Origin of the sequence: Castellaniella ginsengisoli (assembly GCF_040955415.1) — a bacterium.
Classification (GTDB): domain Bacteria; phylum Pseudomonadota; class Gammaproteobacteria; order Burkholderiales; family Burkholderiaceae_B; genus Castellaniella; species Castellaniella ginsengisoli.
This window is the reverse complement of record NZ_CP158257.1, coordinates 687,217-708,939: the sequence shown is the minus strand read 5'-3', so window position 1 is coordinate 708,939 and position 21,723 is coordinate 687,217. Positions and strand designations below refer to the sequence as shown.

Here is a 21,723-nt window from a genome sequence, read left to right as displayed (position 1 = left end):
TTCCTTTGATTCATGCTTGACTTAAATATATACGTACATATATATTAACCGCAGTGATGACGGATGCCCATGCGCCGTCAGCCTCTTTCAATTCATTCCGGGGACACGGCCATGCCGGGAAGCGACATCGACATCGTCAAGAGAATGTACGACTGTTTCAACGTGAAGGACATCGAGGGCATTCTTGCCGTGCTCGACAAGGAGGTCGCCTGGGCCAACGGCATGGAGGGCGGCCACGTGCACGGACACGAGGCGGTGCGCGACTATTGGACTCGCCAGTGGGCGCTGGTGAGCCCCCGCGTCCAGCCCGTCGCATTCCAATGCAGGGGCGATGGCGCCATCGTCGTCGAAGTGGTCCAGTCGCTCTTCGATCTGGAGGGCCGGCCGCTGGACGGCCAGGTCCAGGGACTGAAGAACAAGACCGTGAAGCATATCTTCCGGATGGACAAGGGTGTTGTCACGCACTTCGATATCCAGTCGGATGGGTCCGGCGGCTCGCGCCGGGGCGGATGAACGCGCGTTTCATTCGCTCGATGACCGCGGCGTGAGCCGCAGCAGCCCCGCCTCGACGCCGTCCTCGATCAGCCACACCGCGCCGTCGGGCGCCACCGCCACGTCGCGGATGCGCCGGCCCAGCGCCCAGCGGTCCGCCTGGTGCGCGGCGCCGTTTGCACGGAAAGCGACGCGCACCAGGCCTTCGCCTCGCAGGCCGCCGATCAGGGCCGAGCCTTTCCATGCCGGGAATGGTGCCCCCTGGTAGAACGCCAGCCCCGCCGGGGCGATCACCGGGGTCCAGTAGAGGCTGGGCGGATCGAATTCGGGGCGGGTGGCGTGCCGGGGGATCGGCCAGCCGCTGTACTGGTCGCCGTTCGAGACCTCCGGCCAACCGTAGTTTCCTCCGGGCCGGATGCGGTTCAGCTCGTCGCCGCCGCGCGGCCCCATTTCGTGCGACCAGAGCGTGCCGTCCGGCGCGAAGGCCAGGCCGTAGGGGTTGCGGTGGCCTGTGCTCCAGGTCAGGGCGCGGATGCCGTCCTGGCCGGCCAGGGGATTGTCCGAGGGCGTGGAGCCGTCCCGGTTCAAGCGCAGGATTTTGCCCCGGGCTGCATCGGGATCCTGGGCCGAATCGGGTTCCATCCGGTCGCCGACGCTCAGGAACAGGTGTGCGCCGTCGGGCGAGAAGGCAATGATGCCGCCCGGCTGTCCGCCCCGGCTGGCGGGCTGCTGGCGCCACACGGTCTCCAGGCCGGCCAAATGGGCGCGGCCCTTGGATTCAATCAACCGTGCGCGGGACAGCACCAGGACGCCGCCGCCGTCCGCGGGCGCCACGCGGGTGAAATACAGCAAGCCGTCCCGGGCGAAATCGGGTGAAGGCGCGATGTCCAGCAGGCCGTTCTGGCCTCGGTCGTAGACCGCCGGCACGCTGTCGATGGGCGTCTTGGCGCCTGCCTGGGTGACGAGGAACAGGCGGCCGGCCTTTTCCGTGACGGCCAGGCGGCCGTCGGGCAGGAAGGCCATCGCCCAGGGGCGGTCGAAGACGGCGGTCCGCCGGACGGTAAAGGGCGCGGCGTCCCGCGCCGGGAGGGCGCCTGCGTTTTCCGCAGAGGCGGTGCGGGCGGCCGCCGGTGCCGGCGCCAGCAGCGACGTCAACGCGCAGGCGCCCAGGAGAGCATGAAAAGCATTCATCGTGCGTCTGCCTGAAGAGGATGGCCCGATCCGGTTTGCATGCTGCCTTTATAGTCGGCGCGCGTCGGCGGATCAAGCAAGAGGGGGGATGGGCCGGGGACTATACTCGATCGGGCCGGACGAGGTTTCGTCCATGCAGATTCCATCCCAGGTGCTGAAACAATGACGACTGCCGAGACAATATCCATCGACTATCCCGATACCCGACTTCTGATCGACAACCAATGGGTCGACGCGGCCGATGGCCGGGTGATCGACGTGCTCAATCCGGCCACCGGCCAAGTGATCGGAACCGTGGCCCATGCAGGCATTCCCGATCTTGATCGTGCCTTGGCCGCCGCCCGGCGTGGCTTCGAGGCCTGGCGCGATACGCCGGCGCACGAACGCGCCGCCCTGATGCGGCGGGCGGCGGGCCTGCTGCGCGAGCGTGCGGAGGGTATCGCCCGCCTGCTGACGAGCGAACAGGGCAAGCCGCTGGCCGAGGCGCGGGCCGAGACCCTGGCCGGCGCCACGCTTATCGAATGGTTCGCCGACGAAGGGCTGCGCGTGTACGGCCGGATCGTGCCTTCGCGCAATCCTTCGGCCTTGCAATTGGTCATTAAAGAGCCCGTGGGGCCGGTGGCGGCTTTCACGCCCTGGAATTTCCCCATCAATCAGGTGGTGCGCAAGCTGGGCGCCGCGCTGGCGACCGGCTGCTCCTTTCTGTGCAAGGCGCCCGAGGAAACCCCGGCCTCGCCGGCCGCGCTGCTGCAGACTTTCGTGGACGCCGGCCTGCCGCCCGGTGTGGTCGGCCTGGTGTTCGGCAATCCGGCGGAAATCTCAGGCTACCTGATCCCTCATCCCGTCATTCGCAAGGTGACGTTCACCGGCTCCACGCAAGTGGGCAAGCAACTGGCCGCGCTGGCGGGCGCTCATATGAAGCGGGTCTCGATGGAGCTGGGCGGCCATGCGCCGGTGATCGTCGCCGAAGACGCCGACGTCGAGCTGGCGGCCAGGATCTCCGCGGCCGGAAAATTCCGCAATGCGGGCCAGGTCTGCATCTCGCCGACGCGGTTCCTGGTGCATCGCAGCCTGGTCGAGGCGTTTTCCCAGGCTTTCGTACGCCGCGCCGAATCCCTGAAGCTGGGGGACGGCCTGGAAGAAGGCACCACCCTGGGGCCGCTGGCCAATGCGCGCCGCGTCACGGCGATCGCGCAGGTGATCGAGGATGCGCGCCGGCGCGGCGCCGAAATTCTGACGGGCGGCGAACGCGTCGGCAGTGCGGGCAATTTCTTTGCGCCGACCGTGATATCAGGGCTCACCACCGAGGCCGATCTGTTCAACAACGAGCCCTTCGGCCCGGTGGCGGGCATCCGCGCCTTCGACCGGCTGGACGAGGCCATTGCCGAAGCCAATCGCTTGGCTTACGGTCTGTCCGCCTACGCTTTCACCCGCTCGTTGCGCAATGCGCAGCAGTTGATGGGGCGGATCGAAGCCGGCATGCTGTGGATCAATCAGCCGGCTACGCCTTCGGCCGAACTGCCGTTCGGCGGGGTGAAGGATTCGGGCTATGGTTCGGAAGGCGGCCCCGAGGCGCTGGAGGCCTATCTCAACACCAAGGCGGTGTCGGCCGTGGGGATCTGACGGGCTGGGCGCGCGAATCTTGCCGTCGTCGCGCGCCGGCCCACCCGCTCAGGCGTACGACACCAGGCCCTTGATTTTTTCCTGGTTGTAGCCCGACCAGGTCTCGCGTTCGGTTTCCACCACGGGCGCGCTGCGGTGGCCCAGGCCGATCAGGCGTTCGAGCTGATCGTGGCTCTGGGTCAGGTCTACGGTCTCGTACTCGATGCCCAGGATGTCCATGTCGCGTTTGGTGAGATCGCATTGCGGGCAGTTGGGCTTCGAATAGACGGTGATGGACATGGCGTCTCCTTGAGTGTGTCGGTCGGGGTTTGATCGGGTGCGGCAGGGGGCGCAACGCGCCGGCGGCGTTCAGAAATCCACGTCGAACACTTCGTTCTCGTCGTCGCGCTTCATCACGCCGACCTTGTACTGGGCGGTGTCCTCTTCCTGGTTGGACGCCTGGACCTTGCTCATGTTGAGCCAGCTTTCCATGTATTTCAGCGGATTCTCGGTGATGATCGGGAAGGACACCTGGTCTTCGACATTGAAGAAGCGGGCCACGTCGGTGGCGCTGAAATGGACCCAGTCCTTCATCATCTGGCAGGTCACGCCGGTGAGTTCGCGGCCTTCGGAGAAGGCATAGTCGGTCCATTCGACTTCGCTGGCGGTGACTTCGTCGAGGATCTGGACGATCTTGGTCCGGCACTGCTCGAAGGCGGTGCGGCCGCGCTCGGTCTTGAACATCGCGCGCAGGACTTCCTTGCCGTACTGGACGTGGACTTCGAATTCGTCCTGGGCGATCTTCTGGACCGCCTTGCCGATGGGCTGGAACAGGCCCGTGCCGTCGCAGATGCCGAAAGTCACGGCGAACGAGGCCAGGAACTGGATGCGCTCCATGCACAGGATCGCGACGATGAACAGGTAGATGGCGTTGTAGGTTTCCTGGTCGTTCTCGCGCTGGCCCCGGGCATAATCGTAGCTGACTTCGAAGGCGTGGTTGAAGACTTCGCTGACGACGCGCAGGCGGTTCATGGCCTCCTTGACCGACAGGATTTCATTGAGGATGTCGTCCGGGTTGTCGAAGCTGTTGCGGACGATTTCGGAATAGGTGGCGGCGTGGACGATTTCGTTCTTGGTGATTTCCACCCAGCCGGACCAGGCCTCGCTGCTGGTGCACACAGGGGCCAGCACGGCGGCGATGGAGCGCGACGCCACGCTGTCGGCCTCCCATTGCCAGGCCAGGGTCTTGACCATCATGTCGTAGGTATGGCGGTCGCAGGTCTTGAACTGCACATTGCAGGTGGAATAGTCGAATTCGTTCTCGTCCCAGTCCTGGTTCTTCAGCGTCTTGTAGAGCTTCCAGATTTCGGGGTAGAACTTGTTGATCGTATCGAACAGGCCCAGGTCCTGACCCAGGATGATTTCCGGGAAGGCGTAGTCGGATTTTTCGGTGTTGAAGATCTTGGTGGGCAGGGCTTTTTGGCTCATTTTGGTCGGAATGCCTGAATCGGGTCGGTCGGAGGCCCGGAGCGGATGTCCGGGCCGGTGCAGGGGGCCATGGGCGCGCGGAGCACGCGGGAAAGAGCCTACATCGTGCAGCTTTCGCAGACGACTTTGTCTTCCACGTGGTCGTGGATGCTGCCGGCGTGATCGAGTGTCTTGTCCGAAGCCACGTTCGAGTTGTAGTAGTAGCGGGTTTTCATGCCGTACTTCACCATGGCGAAGTAGTGGGTCAGCAGCTCGCGGCTGGAAACCTTGTCGTCGTCCTTGATGCGGCGCCACAGGTCGGCGGAAATCCCCTGGTCGGTGAACTTCTGGAACACGGCGTAGGCCTTGATCATGTCCACTTCGGAAATATCCCAGGCCGACTGGTAGAAGTAGGCCGGGTTGTCGCTTTCGGGGGCGGCCCAGCGGATCGTGACCGAGCCGTCCGTCTTGTTCAGCGTGATGTCGCGCACGGGATAGAGCGAATTGGGCTTGCCCAGCGCCTTGGAGGACGATTCGCCCGGCATGTAGGCCACCAGGCAGGAATGGCCGATGCCGCCGTTCTGCATGATCTCGGTGCGCAGGGCCTCCCAGTCGTAGCGGTTGTGGAAATCGCCCAGTTCGTCGACGTTGCGGTTGTACGTGTCGAGAGGCAGCCAGCCTTCGGGCCAGCGGGTCTTGTGCATCCAGGGGGCGACGCCGCGTTCCTTGCTGATGCGCAGCGAGGCCCGGATGGCGTGGTACATGTGACGCTCGGCGACGCGGTGCAGCTCTTCGCGGCCCTCGACGGTATCGTAGCGCAGGCCCTTGCGGGCCATGTGGGTGGCCACGCCCATCAGGCCCACGCCGGCGTTCATGCGCGCCTTGGCGGTCACGGCCACGTGGGGCAGCACGTAGTGCGAGTTGAGGATGCAGTAGTCGATCATCTTCAACGTCAGGTACATCGCTTCCTGGTAGGTCTCGTCGTCGTCCTCGGCGATGGCGTCGTACGCGATGGCGCCCAGGGAGCACAGGGCGATTTCGGGCTCCTCGTGGGCCTCGACCACGCGCACGACCCGCCCGCCCTTGCCCGGCTCGTCGGACAGGATGTCGTCGCCCGCCTTCAATTCGCCGGCGAAGATGACGCGCGGCAGCGTGGAGTCGGCAACCGCGACGGTCAGGGCCGCGTTGAAGTTGAACGTCTGCGTCGCGCCGTCGGCCAGCTCGACCGTGATGAAGCCGACCTCATGGTCGGAGTACAGATCCTGCATGTCCTGGTAGGGACGGTTGGGTTCGCTGATTTCCAGGCACAGGTTGCTGGAATGGATCGGCTCCTTGAAGGGCGTGTGGCGGTTCATCTCGTCGATGTTGGCCAGGTAGGCCACGCCGGTCTCCAGCGCCTCGTTCAGCGAAGTCAGGATCAGGTCGCGCGGCTTGAAGGTTTCCTTCTTGAAGGACGGATCGCGCTCCAGGCGTTCGTATTCGCGCTTGAAGGCGGCCGAATCGGGGCCGAAGAACAGCCGGGTGAGCTCGGGCGCGGTGCGCACGTTGAAGGAAAAGGCTTCTTCGTTGCGGGCGACCTTCTCGGCGAAGAGCTTGTTGGTGACCAGCGCATAGTGCAGGTCGCGGTTCTTGCGGTCTTCGGTGCTGCGCGGGTTGCGCAGGTAGGCGATGACCTCGGCTTCGGGATCGAAACCGGAGTAGTAGGTGGTGCAGGCGCCGCCGCGCCCGGCCTGCATGTTGGCGTGGACCGCCTTGCCCAGGGAGGCCAGGTAGGGCAGCTTGCCTTGGTGCTGGATCAGGCCGCCGCGTACCGGATCGCCCTTGCTGCGGGTGATCAGGTGGCTGCCGATCCCGGCCGATGCGGCCGTCATGCGGTAGGCGATATGGTCGCCGATGGCGAGGGACGCCTCGTTGTCGTCCACCACGTACAGGCAGCACGAGGCGAAGCCGCGCAGCTTGGTGCCCAGGTTGACGTAGTTGGGCGTGGGAGCCGAAATCCGCTTGGCCGAGAACTCGGTGTAGAAGCGTCGCACCAGGTCGATCCGGCGCTCGGCGGGCTCGTTTTCCGACAGGGCCATGGCCATGCGCATGTAGACGAACTGCTGCGTTTCGTATTCCTGGCGGGTGACGCGGTTTTGCAGGCTGTACTTTTTGCGGATGTAATGCAGCGAGAAATGGGGGGTGTCGTAGTCCTGCTCGTGGTCGATGAAGGACTCGATCTCGGCGTATTCGGCGTCGCTGTAGTTCATGCGCACCATCACGCCGTCGGCTACCATCCGGTCGTGCAGCGCCTTGACGCTGGGGATGCTGGAGCCATGGATGATCTTGTGCAGGTGGGACGCGTAGAGCCGGCCCGCCATCAGGTAGTAGGACCACGTGTCCTTGTCCAGGCAGTTCTGGATCAGTTTTTCCTGCAGATCGGCGGTCGAGACCGTCTCGGGCATGGTGCTGACGGCCTGCAGGACAATGCTGCTCCAGTCGACTTTCTGCCCCAGGTTGGCGGCGGCCCATCGACCCCAGCCGTTGAGCTTGCTGGGGATGTAAGGTTCGATGCGTCCATCACGCTTGACGATGTTCTTGATCACGGCCGGATGTCCTTGGTGGGAGTGCTTTGTTTTCTACATGTAGTGCGGTTGAAAATGATAAACACAATATATGGTGTGGGCAAGCGGGGTTTCAATTTCGATACAGAAATCTTTCGAGGGTGACGAAGGCCTCCCTTCTCGTGATACCCTGGGCCGCTTTAGGGGAATTCGCGGCGCTGTTTTCAGGGGCCGCGGCATTCCCGGGTTTCATGATTCGGGCCGTTGCGGCCCGATGGTTCCGTGCGTCATCCCATGAATCGAATCGTCCGGCTGCTGACCGTGTCGGCCCTGCTGGCCGGCGCCGCGCCGGCCCATACCGGGCCGATGGCCGATCCGGATCCGGCGCTCATCGATCTGGCTCCCCAGCGCTACGCTGTCCCGGATGTGCCCCGAGACATCCCGTCCGACGTGCCGGCCGCCGCTGCGGCTGATTCGCCGGTTGACGGCGCCGGCCTTCGCTACGACTCGCTGATGCTCGACAGGCCGGTGTACGACTACGGCTACCGGCCGGACGGAATCGGCCTGCGCTGGTTCGGCCCTGCCGACGATCCGGCGGCGGGGGCTTCGGGCAGTCTGGATCCTCTGGATTCCACCGGCCTGGATACCTGGTCCCTGGGAGCGCGAAACTGGCGCTACCGCAGTTCGGCCGGGTATGGGGTGACGCTGGGCAGCATGGCGTCGGGCGCGCCGCTCTGGGGGAGGTCCGTGCGCCTGGCGGGCGTGGGTCTGTCGCGCGCCGCGCCTCGGGGGCGCCTGCCGGCCGGATCGTGGGATTACACCGTGGCGGCCGGCGCCCTGGACGGGGCCGCCGGTCGCGCGCCGGTCGAAGGAGACCTGGCGTACGGGCCGGTCGTATTCGACGCCACGACGCGTTACGCGGCGGACGGCGATTTGATCCTGGCTTCCCGGCTGCAGGGAGGGCGGGGTCTGACGGTGCTGGGGTTGGGCGGAGACTATGCGATGGACGGCGCCGGCACCTGGCGGTTCGGGGTGTCCGGGTCGCGCCAGGCGCTGGCCGAGGGCTGGCGCCGCCAGTTGGGTTATACCTTGAGCCTTTATCCTGGCCTGGACGCGGCCTGGGTGAACGCGCGGCAAGGGGCGGGCTACGCGGACCTGTCGACGATCGGCCGCGCGAGCGGCTGCGGTTGCGTCAGCAATCAGTGGCGCCTCGACCTGGCCGCGGGCCGTTGGGGGGCGATCAGCGGTTCGTTCGAGCGGCGGGTGGATGCGGCCGGCGGGCTGGACGAGCGAGTCGGGCTGGTCCACGGTTTCCGCTACGGGCCGTACCTGCGGGTGCGCCTGGAGACGCGGCGCGATCTGAACTCCGGGGACTACGGCGTGGGCGCGCGGTTTTCCCTGCCGCTGGACTGGTAGGCCGGGGACGCTGCTTGATCGCGGCCCGCATGCCGCTCCGATTCGTCAGGCGCCGATCAGGCCGCGGGGGCGGATCGGCGTCCGGATTCATCCAGGTGATCCATGAAGACCCGGCACAGGGCTTCCATGCCGTGCCGGTCGTCTTCGTCGAAGCGGCCCGTGACGGGGCTGTCCACGTCCCACACGCCCAGCAGCGAGCCGTCCGCGCGCACCAGCGGCACGACGATTTCCGATTGCGAGGCGGAATCGCAGGGAATGTGCCCCGAGAACTGGTTGACGTCGCGCACGACCTGGGTCTGGCGCGTGCGCGCCGCCGTGCCGCAGACGCCCGACCCCAGCGCGATGCGGATGCAGGCGGGTTTGCCTTGGAAGGGGCCGACGACCAGTTCCCGGCCATCGTACAGGTAGAAGCCCGCCCAGTTAATCTGCGGCAGGCTGTCGAACACCAGGGCGCTGAAGTTGGCGGCATTGGCGATCAGGTCGGGTTCCCCCGCGATCAGGCCGCGCGCCTGGGCGGCCAGGTCGACGTAGTGTTCGGCCTTGCTGGCGTAGGTTCGGGGGGTGAAGGTGAACATCGAGGAGGTCCGAAGAAGGGTACGAGGGAAAGCCCTATTGTAGGGTGGGCCGCCGCCGGGTCCGTGTATATTCCTCCCTGTCGGCCCTATTCCTGGTGCCGGACATGACACGCAGGGGAGGCACGGATTGTCCGATTCTCGCGGCACGAATCCCCGCGCAGGATTGTTCGATGATCTCCGGACGCGCCTGTTTCTGGCGGCGCTGGCGGTCATCGTGCCGATCCTCTGCGGCCTGGGCTACTATGTTTGGCACCAGTACCGGGCCTTGATGGCCAGCAGCGAGCACACGGCCGAGAGCCTGGTCAGCATCACGGCGGCCTATGATCGCGCCTTGATCAACGACGCCAGCGACGTGCTCCATGCCTTGTCGAATTCTCCCGTCCTGCGCCAGCAGCGCTGGGGCGAATGCCGCGGCTACCTGTCGACCCTGCTGAGGCGTTTGCCGCGCTATCTGAACCTGGGCGTCACCGACGCCGATGGCTATCAGGTCTGTTCGGGGCTGCCCGACCCGGTTCCCGGCGGGGTCTACCTGGGCGACCGGGCCTATGTCCGCAAGGCCATCGGGCAGAGCGAGGTCACGTTGGGCGGCTTCATCATCGGGCGGATGTCCAATCTGCCCACGCTGGTCCTGGCCGTGCGTGTACCGGGCGAATCCGGCATCAATAGCGGCGTCGTGTTCGGCGGCATGAACCTGGGCTATCTGCGCGCGGGTGCGGTCATTCCCGATCTGCTGCCCAGCAGCCGGTTGTGGATCCTGGACCGCGATGGGCACGTGCTGCAGCGCGTGCCCGACGATGCCAGCCATCTGGGCGAGCGGCTGGAGCCGCATCCTCTCCACACGGCCGGGCTGGTGCGCGAGACGCATGTCGATGCCGATGGTCGCCGCTGGGTCGTGTTGTCCGCGACGGCCGGCCCTCTGGGTGATCCGCATGGCTTGTCCGTGCGCTACGAGGTGCTTGAATCGGTTCTGTACGCCGAAGCGCGCCGCGCCTTGTGGATCGGCATCTTCATCATTGCGCTGTTCCTGTGCGTGGCGGCCCTGGCGGCCTGGAACCTGCTCCAGTTGGCGGCGGGCCGCAGCCTCGAACATTTGCGCGCGGCCGTCCGGCGGCTGGCGTCCCAGGATTTTTCCGGCCGGGTGGCGGACCTGCTGAGGGGGCAGGATCTGCAGGAAATCGGCAAGCAGTTCGACGACATGGCCGATGCGCTGCAGTCCTACCAGCGGTCGTTGGCCCAGTCCGAGCAGAGCTACCGGCTGCTGTTCGAGAGCAGCCCCAATCCCATGCTGGTGCTCAGTCTGGACAGCGGGCGCTTTCTGGCCGTCAACGACGAGGCGATGCGCCGCTACGGTTACGACCGCGATGAGTTCCTCAACTTGAGCCTCGATGACCTGCGCATCGAGGTGCTCGATCACCAGCCGGATACGGCCTACTCTTACGAGCGCCACCGGCGACGGGACGGGCAGCCGCTGTTCGTCGAGATCCGCAGCCTGTCCCTGATGTTCACCGGCCAGACGGCCCATGTGCTGGTCGTGCGCGACCTGACCGAGCGCGAGACGCTGAGCCGGGGGCTTCAGGAACGCGAGCGCCTGATCAGTCAGTTGATGGACGTCACGGCGGAAGCCATCTACGGACTGGATGCGGCGGGCTGCTGCATCTTTGCCAATCAGGCCTGCTCGAACCTGCTGGGCTATGACCACCCCGACCAATTGGTGGGGCAGCATTTCCACAGCCTGGTTCATTATCAGCATGAGGACGGTCGGCCTTATCCCCTGGAAGAATGCCGCATGCACCTGGCCCTGAGCGAAGGCCAGGGGGTCCATGTGGACGACGAGGTCCTGTGGCGCCGCGACGGCACGTGCTTCCCGGCGGAGTACTGGTCCTATCCGATCTGGCGGGATGGCCGGCTGGAATTCTGCCTGGTCACCTTCCTGGACATCAGCGAGCGGCGTGCGCAGCAGCAAGCGCTGGCCTACCAGGCCGCGCACGATCCCCTGACGGGCTTGCTGAATCGGGGCGACATCCTGCGGCGCCTGCAGGCCCGCTCGGGCAGGGCGCCCCAGGCGCCCTGGACCCTGGTCATGTCCAATCTGGACGGCTTCAAGGAAGTCAACGAGGCGCTCGGGCACGACGCCGGCGACCGGCTGCTCCAGGCGGTGGCGCAGCGGCTGCGGGAATTGCTGGGGCCGGAGTGTCCGCTGGCCCGTCTGGGCAGCGACGAATTCGCTTTTCTGCTCGAAACGGGAGACGAAGACCTCGCTCAGGAGCGGGTGCGCGTCCTGCTGTCCGCCTTGCGCGATCCCTTTCCGGTGAACGAGCTGCAGATCCGCATCAGTTGCAGCTTCGGCTTGGCGATGCATCCCGGGCATGCCCGCGATCCCGACGAGCTGATCCGCTGCGCCGATACGGCGATGCGCCGGGCCAAGCGCGACGGCCTGGGCATCGCGGTGTTCAGCCCCCAGGATCGGGCCAGCGTCCATGATCACCTGCTTTTGCGGGGCGAACTGCGCACGGCCCTGGCGCAAGGCCAGTTCCTGCTGCATCTGCAGCCCAAGATCTTCCTGAACGACGGCCTGCAGCCGGCGGGTTCGCCGATGGGTTTCGAGGCCCTGGCCCGCTGGATGCACCCCGAGCGCGGGCTGATCCCGCCGGGCCGGTTCATTCCCGTGATCGAGGTCAGCGATCTGATCCACCCCTTCACTCTCTGGGTCGTGGATCAGGCGGTGGCCTGCTGCGCCCGGCTGCAGGCCGTCCATCCCGGGATCGGCATGGCTGTGAACGTCTCCGCGCGCAACCTGCTGGACGATCATTTCCCGGGCCAGGTCGGCGATGCCCTGCAGCGCCACGGCCTGGCGCCTGCGCTGCTGGAGCTCGAAGTCACGGAAAGCGCCATCATGGCGGATCCCGCCCGGGCGCTGGATACGCTGCATGCGTTGAGCGCCCTGGGGGTTCGTCTGTCGATCGACGATTTCGGGACCGGCTATTCCTCGTTCGCCTACCTCAACCGGCTGCCCGTCAATGCGCTCAAGATCGATCAGTCCTTCGTGGTGGGGATGGCCGCCGACACCGATATGCGCGCCATCGTGCGTTCCATCATCGAGATGAGCCATACCCTGGGCCTGCTGGTGATCGCCGAAGGCATCGAGACGCAGGAGACGCTGGAGCTGCTGCGGGACATGGGCTGCGACGTCGGCCAGGGCTATTTCATTGGACGGCCCGCGCCTGAGCTCAGCGCCAAGGCCTGGCTGCATCGTCGCTGAAGCCCGTCCCGGCGCCGCGTTCTATGATGGAGGTTGCCGGGCGCCTTCGACCCCGCGCTCCCCATCGATCTCTGTTTCTTCCGATTCCGGCCCAGTCATGACTCATTCTTCCGACGCGCATCTGATCGAGACGCTGATCCGCAGCGAAACCCTGTGCGAGGGCGGCTTCCTGAAGGCGCGCCGCGACACGGTGCGCACGCCCGACGGGGGCGTCTCGACGCGCGAGTACATCGTGCATCCCGGAGCGGTGGTGGTGATCCCTTTGCTGGACGATCATCGCGTCCTGGTCGAGCGCCAATTCCGTTATCCCGTGGGCCGCGTCATGACGGAGTTTCCGGCCGGCAAGCTCGAGCCGGGCGAAGACCCCTGGGCATGCGCGCGGCGCGAATTGCGGGAGGAAACCGGCTATACGGCGACGGAATGGGCCCATGCCGCGCGCATGCACCTGGCCATTGCCTATTCCACCGAAATCATCCACGTTTTCTTTGCCCGGGGCCTGGAAGCCGGCGAACGGCATCTGGATGCGGACGAGTTCCTGGATGTCCGCGCTTTGTCTGATGACGCCTTGTTCGAAGCCTGCCGCGACGGCGCGGTCACCGACGCCAAGACTCAGACCTGCCTGTTATGGCTGCAGAATGCGCGCGCCGGCCGCTGGGCCCTGGACTGGCGCCGGAGCCCGGATCAGGATTCCGCGTAGGGCTCGAAGCGCCCGGTCTCCGGGTTGCGTGTGAACAAGACGCCGGTGGCGACGCCGAAATAGGCGCCGTGGATGGTGAGCTTGCCGGCCTCGACGCGTTCGCGCACGGCGGGGAAGGTCATCAGGTTGCGCATGCTGTATTCCACCACGCCCCATTCCATCCTGCGGATCCAGTCCGCGCGATCGCCGGTGCAGGGGCCGACCAGCTCGGCCACGGGTTTGATCTGGGACATCCACTTGCCGATGAAGTCGCGCTTGGACAGCGGGGCGGCCTGGTTGGCGTAGGCCGACACGCCGCCGCAACTGGCGTGTCCCATGATGACGATGTGGCCGACTTCGAGCGCGTTGACGCCGAACTCCACGCAGGCGCTGGTGCCGTGGAAGGCGGATTCCGGATCTTCGTCGCATGGGGGCACGATGCCGGCGATATTGCGCACCACGAACATTTCTCCGGGGCCCGCATCGAAGATGGTTTCGGGCGCCACGCGGGAATCCCCGCAACTGATCAGCATGATGTCCGGATGCTGCCCGTGTTCGGCCAGGTCGAGATAGCGCGCGCGTTCTGCGGCTAGGCGGCCGTGCAGGAAAGAACGGTAACCGTCGGTCAGTCTTTTCGGGAGCACGATGAAGTCCTTGTCGGTGATGAAAAATCGGTTGAGTCGGCAAACACGCCGCTGGCCGCCGTGCGCGTCAGCAGTTGGTCGAGCGGGCCCGTCAGGTGGCTGTGCTGCGCCGTGATGGCATAGAAATGCTCGGTCAATTGCGAGGACTGGCCTACGTGCACCAGTTCACCCGAGAGCAGTTCGTCCTGCACAACGACTTCCGGCAAGACCGTGATCCAGCCGCTGTCGCGGGCGATCAGCCGCAGCATCGTCATGTCGTCGATCTCCGCGCGCAGCCGGGGTTGTACCCCGGCCGCGAAGCACAAGGCGTCGAACTGCAGGCGCACGCCGTGGCGCGCGCTGGGCAAGGCGGTGTCGACCGCGTCCAGGTCCTCCGGAACGCGCAAGGCGATGCCGGCCCAGTGATCGGCACGGCCGACCAGCGAGATGTCCTGGCTGCCCAGGAAGCGTGAAGACACCGGGCGGGCCGGGTCGGAGGGAACGGGCTGGTTGGCGAGCACCACATCCAACTGGTGGCGCAGCAGGCGCTCCACCAGTGTCTGCAGCGGCCCGGACTCGACGGACAGCACGACGGTTGGATCCTGCAGCAGGGGGCGCAGCCAGTTGACCTGGAAATTGCGCGACATGGTCGAGACGCTGCCGACACGGACGTGGGCCGTGCCGGTGTCGCGGCCTTCGAGTCGCACGAGCATCTCTTCGCCCAGCTCGAAGATGCTTTCGGCATAGGCGAAGACCTGGCGGCCCGTCGCGGTGAGCGTCAATTGGCGGCCCTGCCGGTCGAACAAAGAGGTGCCCAGGCGGGTTTCGAGCTGCCGGATCTGGGTGGACAGGGCGGATTGCGAAGTCTGGATCTGTTCGGCTGCGTGCGTGAGCGAGCCTTGCTTGGCCACGCGCCAAAAGTAGAACAGATGCTTGAAGTTGAGCTGGTTGAGATCCATTGTTCTGTTTTATAGAACTTCATTCAATTATATATCTGATTTAAAGAACGTATGAGCGGCATGGCCGCAAAAAAATACGCCCTCCTGATGAAGGAGGGCGTATCGGGGCCGCCCGGGGGCGGCGGGGCGCATGCGCGCCGTCGCCGTCGTGCCGTTTACCGTTCGGCGCGCACGATACCCCACGGATTGTCCGCGCGCAGCGCCGGAGGCAGCAGCGTGTCGGGCATGTCTTGGTAGCACACAGGTCGCAAAAAACGGGTGATCGCCAGCGTGCCCACCGAGGTGGTGCGAGGATCGGACGTGGCCGGGAACGGGCCGCCATGGACCATGGCGTCGCAGACTTCGACGCCGGTCGGAAAGCCATTGATCAGGATGCGGCCCGCCTTCAGCTCCAGGACCGGAATCAGCCCGGACGCCAGAACGTCGTCGTCGCCGGCCTGGAGATGCAGGGTCGCCGTCAACTGGCCCTCCAGCGCGTGCGCCACGGCCGCCAGATCTCCCGGTCCCGCGCAGCGCACGATCAGGGCGCTGGCGCCGAACACCTCGGCGCCCAGTTCGGCCGGCGCCGCGAGGAATGCCTGGGCCGTCGTCTCTGCCAGGCCGGCCTGGCAGGGGGCGGGGCCTGTGCCCGCCGCGCCGCGCGCCAAAGGCTTGACCTCCGCGTGGCTGTGCAGGCGTTCGACGCCTTCCTGGTAGGAGCGGGCGATGCCCGTTGTCAGCATGGTCGCGGCCGGTGCGGCGCCCACGCCCTCCGCGGCCAGGCGCACGAAGCGGTCCAGGTCCGGGCCGTCCAGGCCGACGATCAGGCCCGGATTGGTGCAGAGCTGGCCTGCGCTGCCCGTCAGCGAGGCGACGAAGCCCCGGGCGATGTCCTCGGCGCGCGCGGCGAGCGCGCCGGGCAGCAGGAACACCGGATTGGTGCTGCTCATTTCCGCATAGACGGGGATCGGAACGGGGCGCGCGGCGGCGGCGCGCATCAAGGCCAGCCCGCCCTGGCGGGAGCCGGTGAAGCCCACCGCCTGGATGGCGGGGTGCCCGACCAGCGCCAGGCTCAGGTCGTGGCCCGCGCCGGCCAGCAGGGAAAAGACGCCTTCGTGCAGGTCGCATTGCTGGACGGCCCGGCGGATCGCGCGGCCCACCAGTTCCGAGGTGCCGGGATGCGCGGGGTGCGCCTTGACGACGACCGGCGCCCCGGCCGCCAGGGCCGAAGCCGTGTCTCCGCCCGCGACCGAAAAGGCCAGGGGAAAATTGCTGGCGCCGAAGACGGCTACCGGCCCCACGGGGATGTGGCGCAGCCGGATGTCGCTTCGCGGCATCGGCGTGCGCCCGGGCAGGGCGCGATCGATTCGGACGCCGAGCCAGTCGCCGTCGCGCACCACGCGGGCGAACAGGCGCAACTGGTTCACGGTGCGGCCGCGTTCGCCTTCCAGGCGCGGGCGGGGCAGGCCGGTTTCGCGCATCGCGCGCTCGATCAGCGCATCGCCCAGGTCCAGGATGGATTGGGCAATGGTTTCCAGGAATGCGGCACGCGCCTCCAGGCTGGTTTCGCGGTAGGACGCGAATGCGGCCTCGGCCAGCCGCGCCGCCTGATCCACCTGGCGCGGATCCGCGCTGCGCCAGGCAGGCGCGAGTGTTTCGCCCGTGGCCGGGTCGAGCGCGTGGAATTCGGCGCCGGTGCCGGAGACGTCCTGGCGGCCGAGGAGTTGGGTGCCGGTGACTTGCATGATGCGATCCTTTTTCATGTCAGAGGGCCGCGCCCGCAGCATCCGCGCGGGCGGGGGACGGTCGGACATCGAGCCTGAGGCCGATGTCCAGAGATTCATCGGGGGCCAGAATGCGCCACCCGGTGCCGGAAACTCCGGCGGCGGCCAGGTTGGCGGCATCGCACACATGGGTGGCAGGCTCGACGCACAGGTAGCGCCCGGCATTGGCGTGCAAGACCAGATGCTCCAGAGGGCCTTCGGCGGACAGGACCAGGCCCGGGCCGCGTCTCCAGTCTACCTGAGCCCGGCCCTCCCATCCGCCCAGGAACGCGGTCCATGTCCGCTCGCCCCGCGGCCAGTCCGTTCGGCGGTTGGGTTGGGAAGCACGCGCCAGCTCCGCCTCATGGCGCCATTCGGCCGAAGCATTCAGCCGGACGCCGGTCGCGGTGAAATAGGGGTGCAGCCCCAGTCCTGCGGGCATGGGCGTGTCCGACACGTTGCGCAGCGACAGGCGGATGTGCAGACCGCCGGTCCGCAGCCGGATCGTCTGCCGCAATCGCCATGCCCAAGGCCAACCGCCCACGCCGGCCGGGTGGTCCAGCGCCAGTTCCGCGTGATCGGCGCCTTGCTCCCGGACCGTCCAGGCCATGGCCTGGGCTTGGCCGTGCAAGGCGTGCGGGTGGCCGGGCAGGGTCTCCAGCGCCAGCGTGCCGGATCCCCAGCGCATCCGGGCGTTGCGCACGCGGTTGGAAAAGGGCGCCAGCGGAAACAGGCCGCCCTTGGGCCAGGCCGGGGCGGGCCAGCCGTCGGCGTCGTCGATCGGCGCCAGCCAATCGCGCGCCCCCTCGGGCAGGGCCGTGGTCCAGCGCAGAATACGGCCGCCGGCCGTCGGTGCGACCACGACCCGGTGAGGGCCGTGGCGCAGCACCAGGCGGCCAGGCGCTGCCGCGTCCATCCATGCGGCGTACAGAGGGGGCTGGCTCATGCCTCGCGAGGCGCCTCCTTGACGCGGCTCACCAACTGCGTCGGGCTGACGAAGCGCAGGGCGATCAGAACCCACAGCAGGGTGATGGCCATGTAGATCATCGCCATGGCGTCGATGGCCTGCGGCGCGCGCACGCCGGTGGAGAACACGGCGTAATACAGGGCCACCACCAGGGTCTGGGAATCCGGCCCCGCCGTGAAGAAAGTCAGCTCGAACATGCCGATGGTACGCACCAGCACGAGCAGGCCCGCCGCCAGCATGCCCGGCACCAGCAGCGGCAGCAGCACATGGCGGAAATACTGGAACGTGTTGGCGCCGAAGATACGTGCGGCGGATTCCAGCCCCGGGTCGATCTGCTCGATGAAGGGGGTCATCACCAGGATCACGAAGGGCAGGGCGGGCACCAGGTTGGACAGGATGACGCCCGTCAGCGTGCCGCCGACGCCGATCTGGTACATCGCCGTGGCCATGGGGATGCCGTAGGTGACCGGCGGCACCATCATGGGCAGCAGGATCAGCAGCATCGCCAGGCGCTTGCCGGGGAACCGGGCGCGCGCCAGCGCATAGGCGGCGGGTACGCCCAGCAGGATGGACAGCAGGACCGTGGCGCCGACGACTTCGAGCGTCACCACCAGGACGTGCGCCAACTGGAAATCATCCCAGGCACGGCCATACCATTGCAGCGTAAAGCCCTCGGGCAGCGGCGTGCCGAACCAGCGCGTCGCGACCGAGTTGACCACCACCGTGGCGATCATGAAGACGACGTTCAGCAGGAAAAAGCCCATGATCGTCCAGATCGAGGCGCGCCACAGCCAGCCCCAGCGGCGCGAGGACGAGGCGGGGGCGGCGGCGGATGCGCCGGGCCGGGGGGTCGAAAGTGTATTAGCGTTCATGATCGTCAACCTTTGCCGCTGGTGGCCGGCCCGCTGTAGAAAGCGCGCCGGAACGCGAAGATCGCGCAGACAATGAGCAACTGCACGAATCCCATGACGATGGCGATGGCCGACGCCATGCCGTAGTCGTATTGCTCGAAGGCCGCTTCATAGGCGGCGATGGAAATCACCCGCGTCGGGCCTGCCGGAGCGCCCAGCAGGATGGCCGACGGGAACACGGCGAAGGCCTGGACGAAAGACAGCGCGGCCGCCATCGACAGCCCCGGCACCAGCAAGGGCAGGTAGATCAGCCGGAACTGGCTCCAGGGGCCGGCGCCCAGCGTGCCTGCCGCCCGCGCCAGCGTCGGGTCGATGCCCGAGATATAAGAGAGCGTCAGCAGGAAGGCGAAGGGAAAGCCGGAGATCACCAGGGAAATCAGCACGCCCCAGAAATTGTGGGTCAGCCGGACTTCGTCCATGTACAGGTGCAGGCCTTGCAGGAATTGCGGGAACCAGCCCGCCGGCCCGTAGAAGGTCAGCATGCCGTCGGCGACCAGCACGGTGCCCAGGGTGATCGGGATCACCAGTAGGGTCGTGACGATGCGCTGCGCGCGGCTGTTGCGGCGCAGGGCGAAGGCGACCGGAATGGACAGGCCGACGTTGATCAGCGTGGCGGGCACGGCCAGCTTCAGCGTCACCCAGAGCGTGTTCCATTGAGACGGCGTGGTGAAGAAGTGTTCGTAGTTGGCCCAGAAGCCGCCGCCTTCCAGGGGCTGCGTCGAAATGACGACGCCGTAGAAGAAGGGGTAGATGAACAGGGCAAGCAGCACCAGGACGGCGGGCGCCACCAGCCAGCCGCGCCGATCCCCGGTCGGCGCAACCGTCAATGCCGGCGCGCTCATGCCGCCTCCGCATAGGCAAGGACGCGGTCGGCCGGGATGTGTAGCCGGATGCGGTCGCCCGGCGCGAAGGCGCCCGGCAGGCGCACGTACAGGTCGCCCAGGTCGGAGGCCACGAACAGGAGCGAATCCCGCCCGCCGAACTCCAGGGTCTTGACGGTGGCGTCGATGCCGTTTGCCTGGCCTGCCGCGGCGATCTGGAAATCGTCGGGCCGCATGGCGACGGCCACTTCCCGGCGATCGCCCAGGTCGCCGATCGCCGTGCCGTTGAGCTGGACCTGGTCGCGTTCGAGCGACAAGGCCTCGCCGGCCAGCCGGATGACGCGAAAGGCGAGCACATTGCGATAGCCCATGAAGCGGGCCACGTGCAAATTGCGCGGCCGGCCGTAGACTTCGCGGGGCGCGCCGATCTGCTGCACCGAGCCGGCGCGCATGACCACGATGCGGTCGGCCATGGATAGGGCCTCGTCCTGATCGTGCGTCACGTAGATGGTGGCGCGTTCGAGCTGGCGATGGATGCGGCGGATTTCCGCGCGCATTTCAATGCGCAGCTTGGCGTCCAGGTTCGACAGCGGCTCATCCATCAGGATCACGGGCGGTTCGATGACGATGGCCCGGGCGATGGCGACGCGCTGCTGCTGTCCGCCGGACAACTGACCCGGCAGTTTGTGTTCGTGGCCTTCCAACTGGACCAGGGCCAGAGCCGACTGGACGCGGCGGGCGATCTCGTCCTTGCGCACGCCGCGCATCCGCAGTCCGAAACCCACGTTGTCGCGCACCGACATATGGGGGAACAGCGCGTAGTTCTGGAACACCATGCCGAAGCCGCGTTGTTCCGGAGGCAGCACATCGATGCGCGTGTCGTCGAGCCAGATGCTGCCCTCGCTGAGCGAGGTCAGGCCGGCCAGGCAGTTCAGGGCGGTCGATTTGCCGCAGCCGGAAGGCCCCAGCAAGGCAATGAATTCGCCGCGCCGGATATCGAGGCTGAGATCGCTCAGGGCGGCGACCGCCGAGCCCGAGGCGGTGTCGAATTTCCGGCCCACGGCATCCAGGCGCAGCTGTTGGAAAGAGTGATTCATGATTCTTGATCCAGGGAGGTCGGGCCGCCCGCCGGAGGCGGACGGCCGTTCACGGGAAAGCGACTGCTTATTTCTTCAGGGCGCCGACTTCGGCATCCCACTTGTGGAAAGCCTCGACCATGGCTTTGGCATCCAGGGGCACGGCGTTCGGGCGGCGGGCGATCAGTTCGTCATATTCCGGGCGGCCGAACTTCTTGATGATTTCCTGGCTTTCGGCCGGCGCGGCGGACAGCGGCACGTCGCGGATGGCGGGGCCCGGGTAGAAGTAGCCCGAGTCGTAGGTCATGGCCTGCTGCTTGGGCTCGAGCATGAACTTCAGCAGCTTGAACAGAACCTTCTGCTTTTCCTCGGACACCCCCTTGGGGATCACCATGTAGTGCGCGTCGTTGACCCAGGTGAAATTGTCGAAGGCCTGGATCTTGAAGTGGGCGGGCACCACGCCCAGCGCGCGCGGGTTGATGTCCCAGCCGGTGACGGTCACCGTCATGTCGCGGCTGCCTTCGCCCAGTTCCTTCATCACCGCCGAGGTGCCGCCCGGGTAGTAGGGCACGCAGTCGTTCAGTTCCTTCAGGAATTTCCAGGTCTTGTCCCAGCCGTTGATCGGATCGTAGGGATCCTTGTCGCCCAGCAGATAGGGCAGGCCCATCAGGAAGGTGCGGCCCGGCCCCGAGTTGGCCGGACGCGCGTAGATCAGCTTGTTGGGATTGGCCTTGCACCAGGCCAGCAGCTCGGCGGGGGTCTTGGGCGGGTTCTTGACCTTGTCGGGGTTGTATTCCAGCAGCGGGCCGGCCGGCATGAAAGTGACTTCCAGGCCGTAGCCTTGCGCCAGTTCCTGCATGCGTGCAGGGCCGCGGGCATACTTGTTGAGGATGTCCTTGAATTCGGCCTCATGGTCGGGCAGCAGTTTCAGCCAGAGACCCTGCTCGATGCCGGCGGCCAGGGCGTCCGTGCCGGTCAGGACCAGATCGATATCCGAGCGGCCGGCGTTTTGCATGGCCTTGATCTTGCCGGGCAACTGAGGCGAGGGGGCATTGGTGAAGGTGATCCTCGAGACCAGATCGGGGTTCTGATCGCGGAAGGCTTCAAGGGCCTTTTGCGTCAGCGCCAGGTTGCCGGCGACGTCGACGACGTTCAGCGTGACCGGTTCGGCCTGGGCCGTCAGGGCGGAGCCGGCCAGGGCCAGGGCGGCCGCCAGCGTGTGGAATCGTCCCCGTCGCGGGGACTGCTTGATGCCTTTCATGAATTGTCTCCTAGGGTGTTCGCCTATGGGTGGAAGAAGCCGGGGCTGGAAGGTCCTGTCCGACCGCAACCCGGGATATCCGAGTCGTTCTTCTCGTAAGTCATCATATAAGTTGATGGTCTTCGAGGACAACATTTTTTTG

At 66.4% G+C, this 21,723-nt stretch carries 18 protein-coding genes; 5 read left to right on the top strand and 13 right to left on the bottom strand.

The annotated features are described in order from the left end of the window. The first annotated feature begins 111 nt into the window (after positions 1-111). Complete coding sequence (locus ABRZ00_RS03345) at positions 112-513, top strand: nuclear transport factor 2 family protein (RefSeq protein WP_368641131.1); 402 nt, start codon at positions 112-114, stop codon at positions 511-513. A gap of 9 nt (positions 514-522) precedes the next feature. Here the strand turns inward: ABRZ00_RS03345 and ABRZ00_RS03340 are convergent, their stop codons facing one another. After that, positions 523-1,683 carry a PQQ-dependent sugar dehydrogenase gene (locus ABRZ00_RS03340; RefSeq protein ID WP_368644431.1) on the bottom strand — a complete coding sequence of 387 codons (1,161 nt, stop codon included), beginning with the start codon at positions 1,681-1,683 and terminating at the stop codon, positions 523-525. A 180-nt stretch (positions 1,684-1,863) separates the two neighbouring features. Here ABRZ00_RS03340 and ABRZ00_RS03335 point away from each other — a divergent pair, with 180 nt between their 5' ends. After that, complete coding sequence (locus tag ABRZ00_RS03335; RefSeq protein WP_368642799.1) at positions 1,864-3,306, top strand: NAD-dependent succinate-semialdehyde dehydrogenase; 1,443 nt, start codon at positions 1,864-1,866, stop codon at positions 3,304-3,306. Between the two features lie 48 nt (positions 3,307-3,354). Here ABRZ00_RS03335 and ABRZ00_RS03330 read toward each other — a convergent pair whose 3' ends face one another. From ABRZ00_RS03330 to ABRZ00_RS03320, 3 genes are all read right to left on the bottom strand, one after another. Then, on the bottom strand, positions 3,355-3,585 hold the full coding sequence (locus ABRZ00_RS03330; RefSeq protein WP_343838186.1) for a glutaredoxin family protein: 231 nt from the start codon (positions 3,583-3,585) through the stop codon (positions 3,355-3,357). Positions 3,586-3,654: 69 nt separating this feature from the next. Beyond that, the gene (locus tag ABRZ00_RS03325; RefSeq protein WP_343838189.1) at positions 3,655-4,773 is read right to left on the bottom strand and encodes a ribonucleotide-diphosphate reductase subunit beta; all 1,119 of its coding nucleotides are present in this window, start codon (positions 4,771-4,773) and stop codon (positions 3,655-3,657) included. Positions 4,774-4,871: 98 nt separating this feature from the next. Further along, positions 4,872-7,337 (bottom strand): ribonucleoside-diphosphate reductase subunit alpha, encoded by a 2,466-nt coding sequence (locus ABRZ00_RS03320; protein WP_368641133.1) that lies wholly within the window; start codon positions 7,335-7,337, stop codon positions 4,872-4,874. Between the two features lie 252 nt (positions 7,338-7,589). Between ABRZ00_RS03320 and ABRZ00_RS03315 the strand changes: the two genes are divergently transcribed. Next, positions 7,590-8,711 (top strand): hypothetical protein, encoded by a 1,122-nt coding sequence (locus tag ABRZ00_RS03315; protein WP_368641134.1) that lies wholly within the window; start codon positions 7,590-7,592, stop codon positions 8,709-8,711. Between the two features lie 56 nt (positions 8,712-8,767). Here ABRZ00_RS03315 and ABRZ00_RS03310 read toward each other — a convergent pair whose 3' ends face one another. Next, the gene (locus tag ABRZ00_RS03310; RefSeq protein ID WP_368641135.1) at positions 8,768-9,286 is read right to left on the bottom strand and encodes a GAF domain-containing protein; all 519 of its coding nucleotides are present in this window, start codon (positions 9,284-9,286) and stop codon (positions 8,768-8,770) included. A 127-nt stretch (positions 9,287-9,413) separates the two neighbouring features. Between ABRZ00_RS03310 and ABRZ00_RS03305 the strand changes: the two genes are divergently transcribed. Then, positions 9,414-12,545 (top strand): EAL domain-containing protein, encoded by a 3,132-nt coding sequence (locus ABRZ00_RS03305; protein WP_368644430.1) that lies wholly within the window; start codon positions 9,414-9,416, stop codon positions 12,543-12,545. Positions 12,546-12,642: 97 nt separating this feature from the next. After that, positions 12,643-13,242, top strand: a complete 600-nt coding sequence (locus tag ABRZ00_RS03300) for an NUDIX domain-containing protein (RefSeq protein ID WP_368641137.1) — start codon at positions 12,643-12,645, stop codon at positions 13,240-13,242. On the opposite strand, the gene ABRZ00_RS03295 is transcribed toward ABRZ00_RS03300, so the two are convergent. The 8 genes from ABRZ00_RS03295 to ABRZ00_RS03260 all read right to left on the bottom strand — a co-directional run bounded on the left by ABRZ00_RS03295 (position 13,227) and on the right by ABRZ00_RS03260 (position 21,581). Next, on the bottom strand, positions 13,227-13,865 hold the full coding sequence (locus tag ABRZ00_RS03295; RefSeq protein WP_368647826.1) for a carbonic anhydrase: 639 nt from the start codon (positions 13,863-13,865) through the stop codon (positions 13,227-13,229). The two genes, ABRZ00_RS03300 and ABRZ00_RS03295, sit on opposite strands and share 16 nt — an antisense overlap. Beyond that, entirely contained in the window at positions 13,847-14,803 is a 957-nt protein-coding gene (locus ABRZ00_RS03290; RefSeq protein WP_368641139.1) for a LysR family transcriptional regulator, read from the bottom strand. Before ABRZ00_RS03290 ends, ABRZ00_RS03295 begins: the two co-directional genes overlap by 19 nt. Positions 14,804-14,958: 155 nt before the next feature. After that, positions 14,959-16,527, bottom strand: a complete 1,569-nt coding sequence (locus ABRZ00_RS03285) for an aldehyde dehydrogenase (NADP(+)) (RefSeq protein ID WP_368641140.1) — start codon at positions 16,525-16,527, stop codon at positions 14,959-14,961. Positions 16,528-16,546: 19 nt separating this feature from the next. Beyond that, positions 16,547-17,491 (bottom strand): aldose epimerase, encoded by a 945-nt coding sequence (locus ABRZ00_RS03280; protein ID WP_368641141.1) that lies wholly within the window; start codon positions 17,489-17,491, stop codon positions 16,547-16,549. Next, entirely contained in the window at positions 17,488-18,384 is an 897-nt protein-coding gene (locus ABRZ00_RS03275; protein WP_343838220.1) for an ABC transporter permease, read from the bottom strand. Before ABRZ00_RS03275 ends, ABRZ00_RS03280 begins: the two co-directional genes overlap by 4 nt. Positions 18,385-18,389: 5 nt before the next feature. Continuing rightward, positions 18,390-19,265: an ABC transporter permease gene (locus tag ABRZ00_RS03270; RefSeq protein ID WP_368641142.1), complete on the bottom strand. Its 876-nt coding sequence runs from the start codon at positions 19,263-19,265 to the stop codon at positions 18,390-18,392. Further along, positions 19,262-20,341, bottom strand: coding sequence for an ABC transporter ATP-binding protein (locus ABRZ00_RS03265; RefSeq protein WP_368641143.1), 1,080 nt, complete (start codon positions 20,339-20,341; stop codon positions 19,262-19,264). The genes ABRZ00_RS03270 and ABRZ00_RS03265 overlap by 4 nt, the downstream gene beginning before the upstream one ends. Before the next feature lie 67 nt (positions 20,342-20,408). Next, complete coding sequence (locus tag ABRZ00_RS03260) at positions 20,409-21,581, bottom strand: extracellular solute-binding protein (protein WP_343838228.1); 1,173 nt, start codon at positions 21,579-21,581, stop codon at positions 20,409-20,411. Positions 21,582-21,723: the final 142 nt, after the last annotated feature.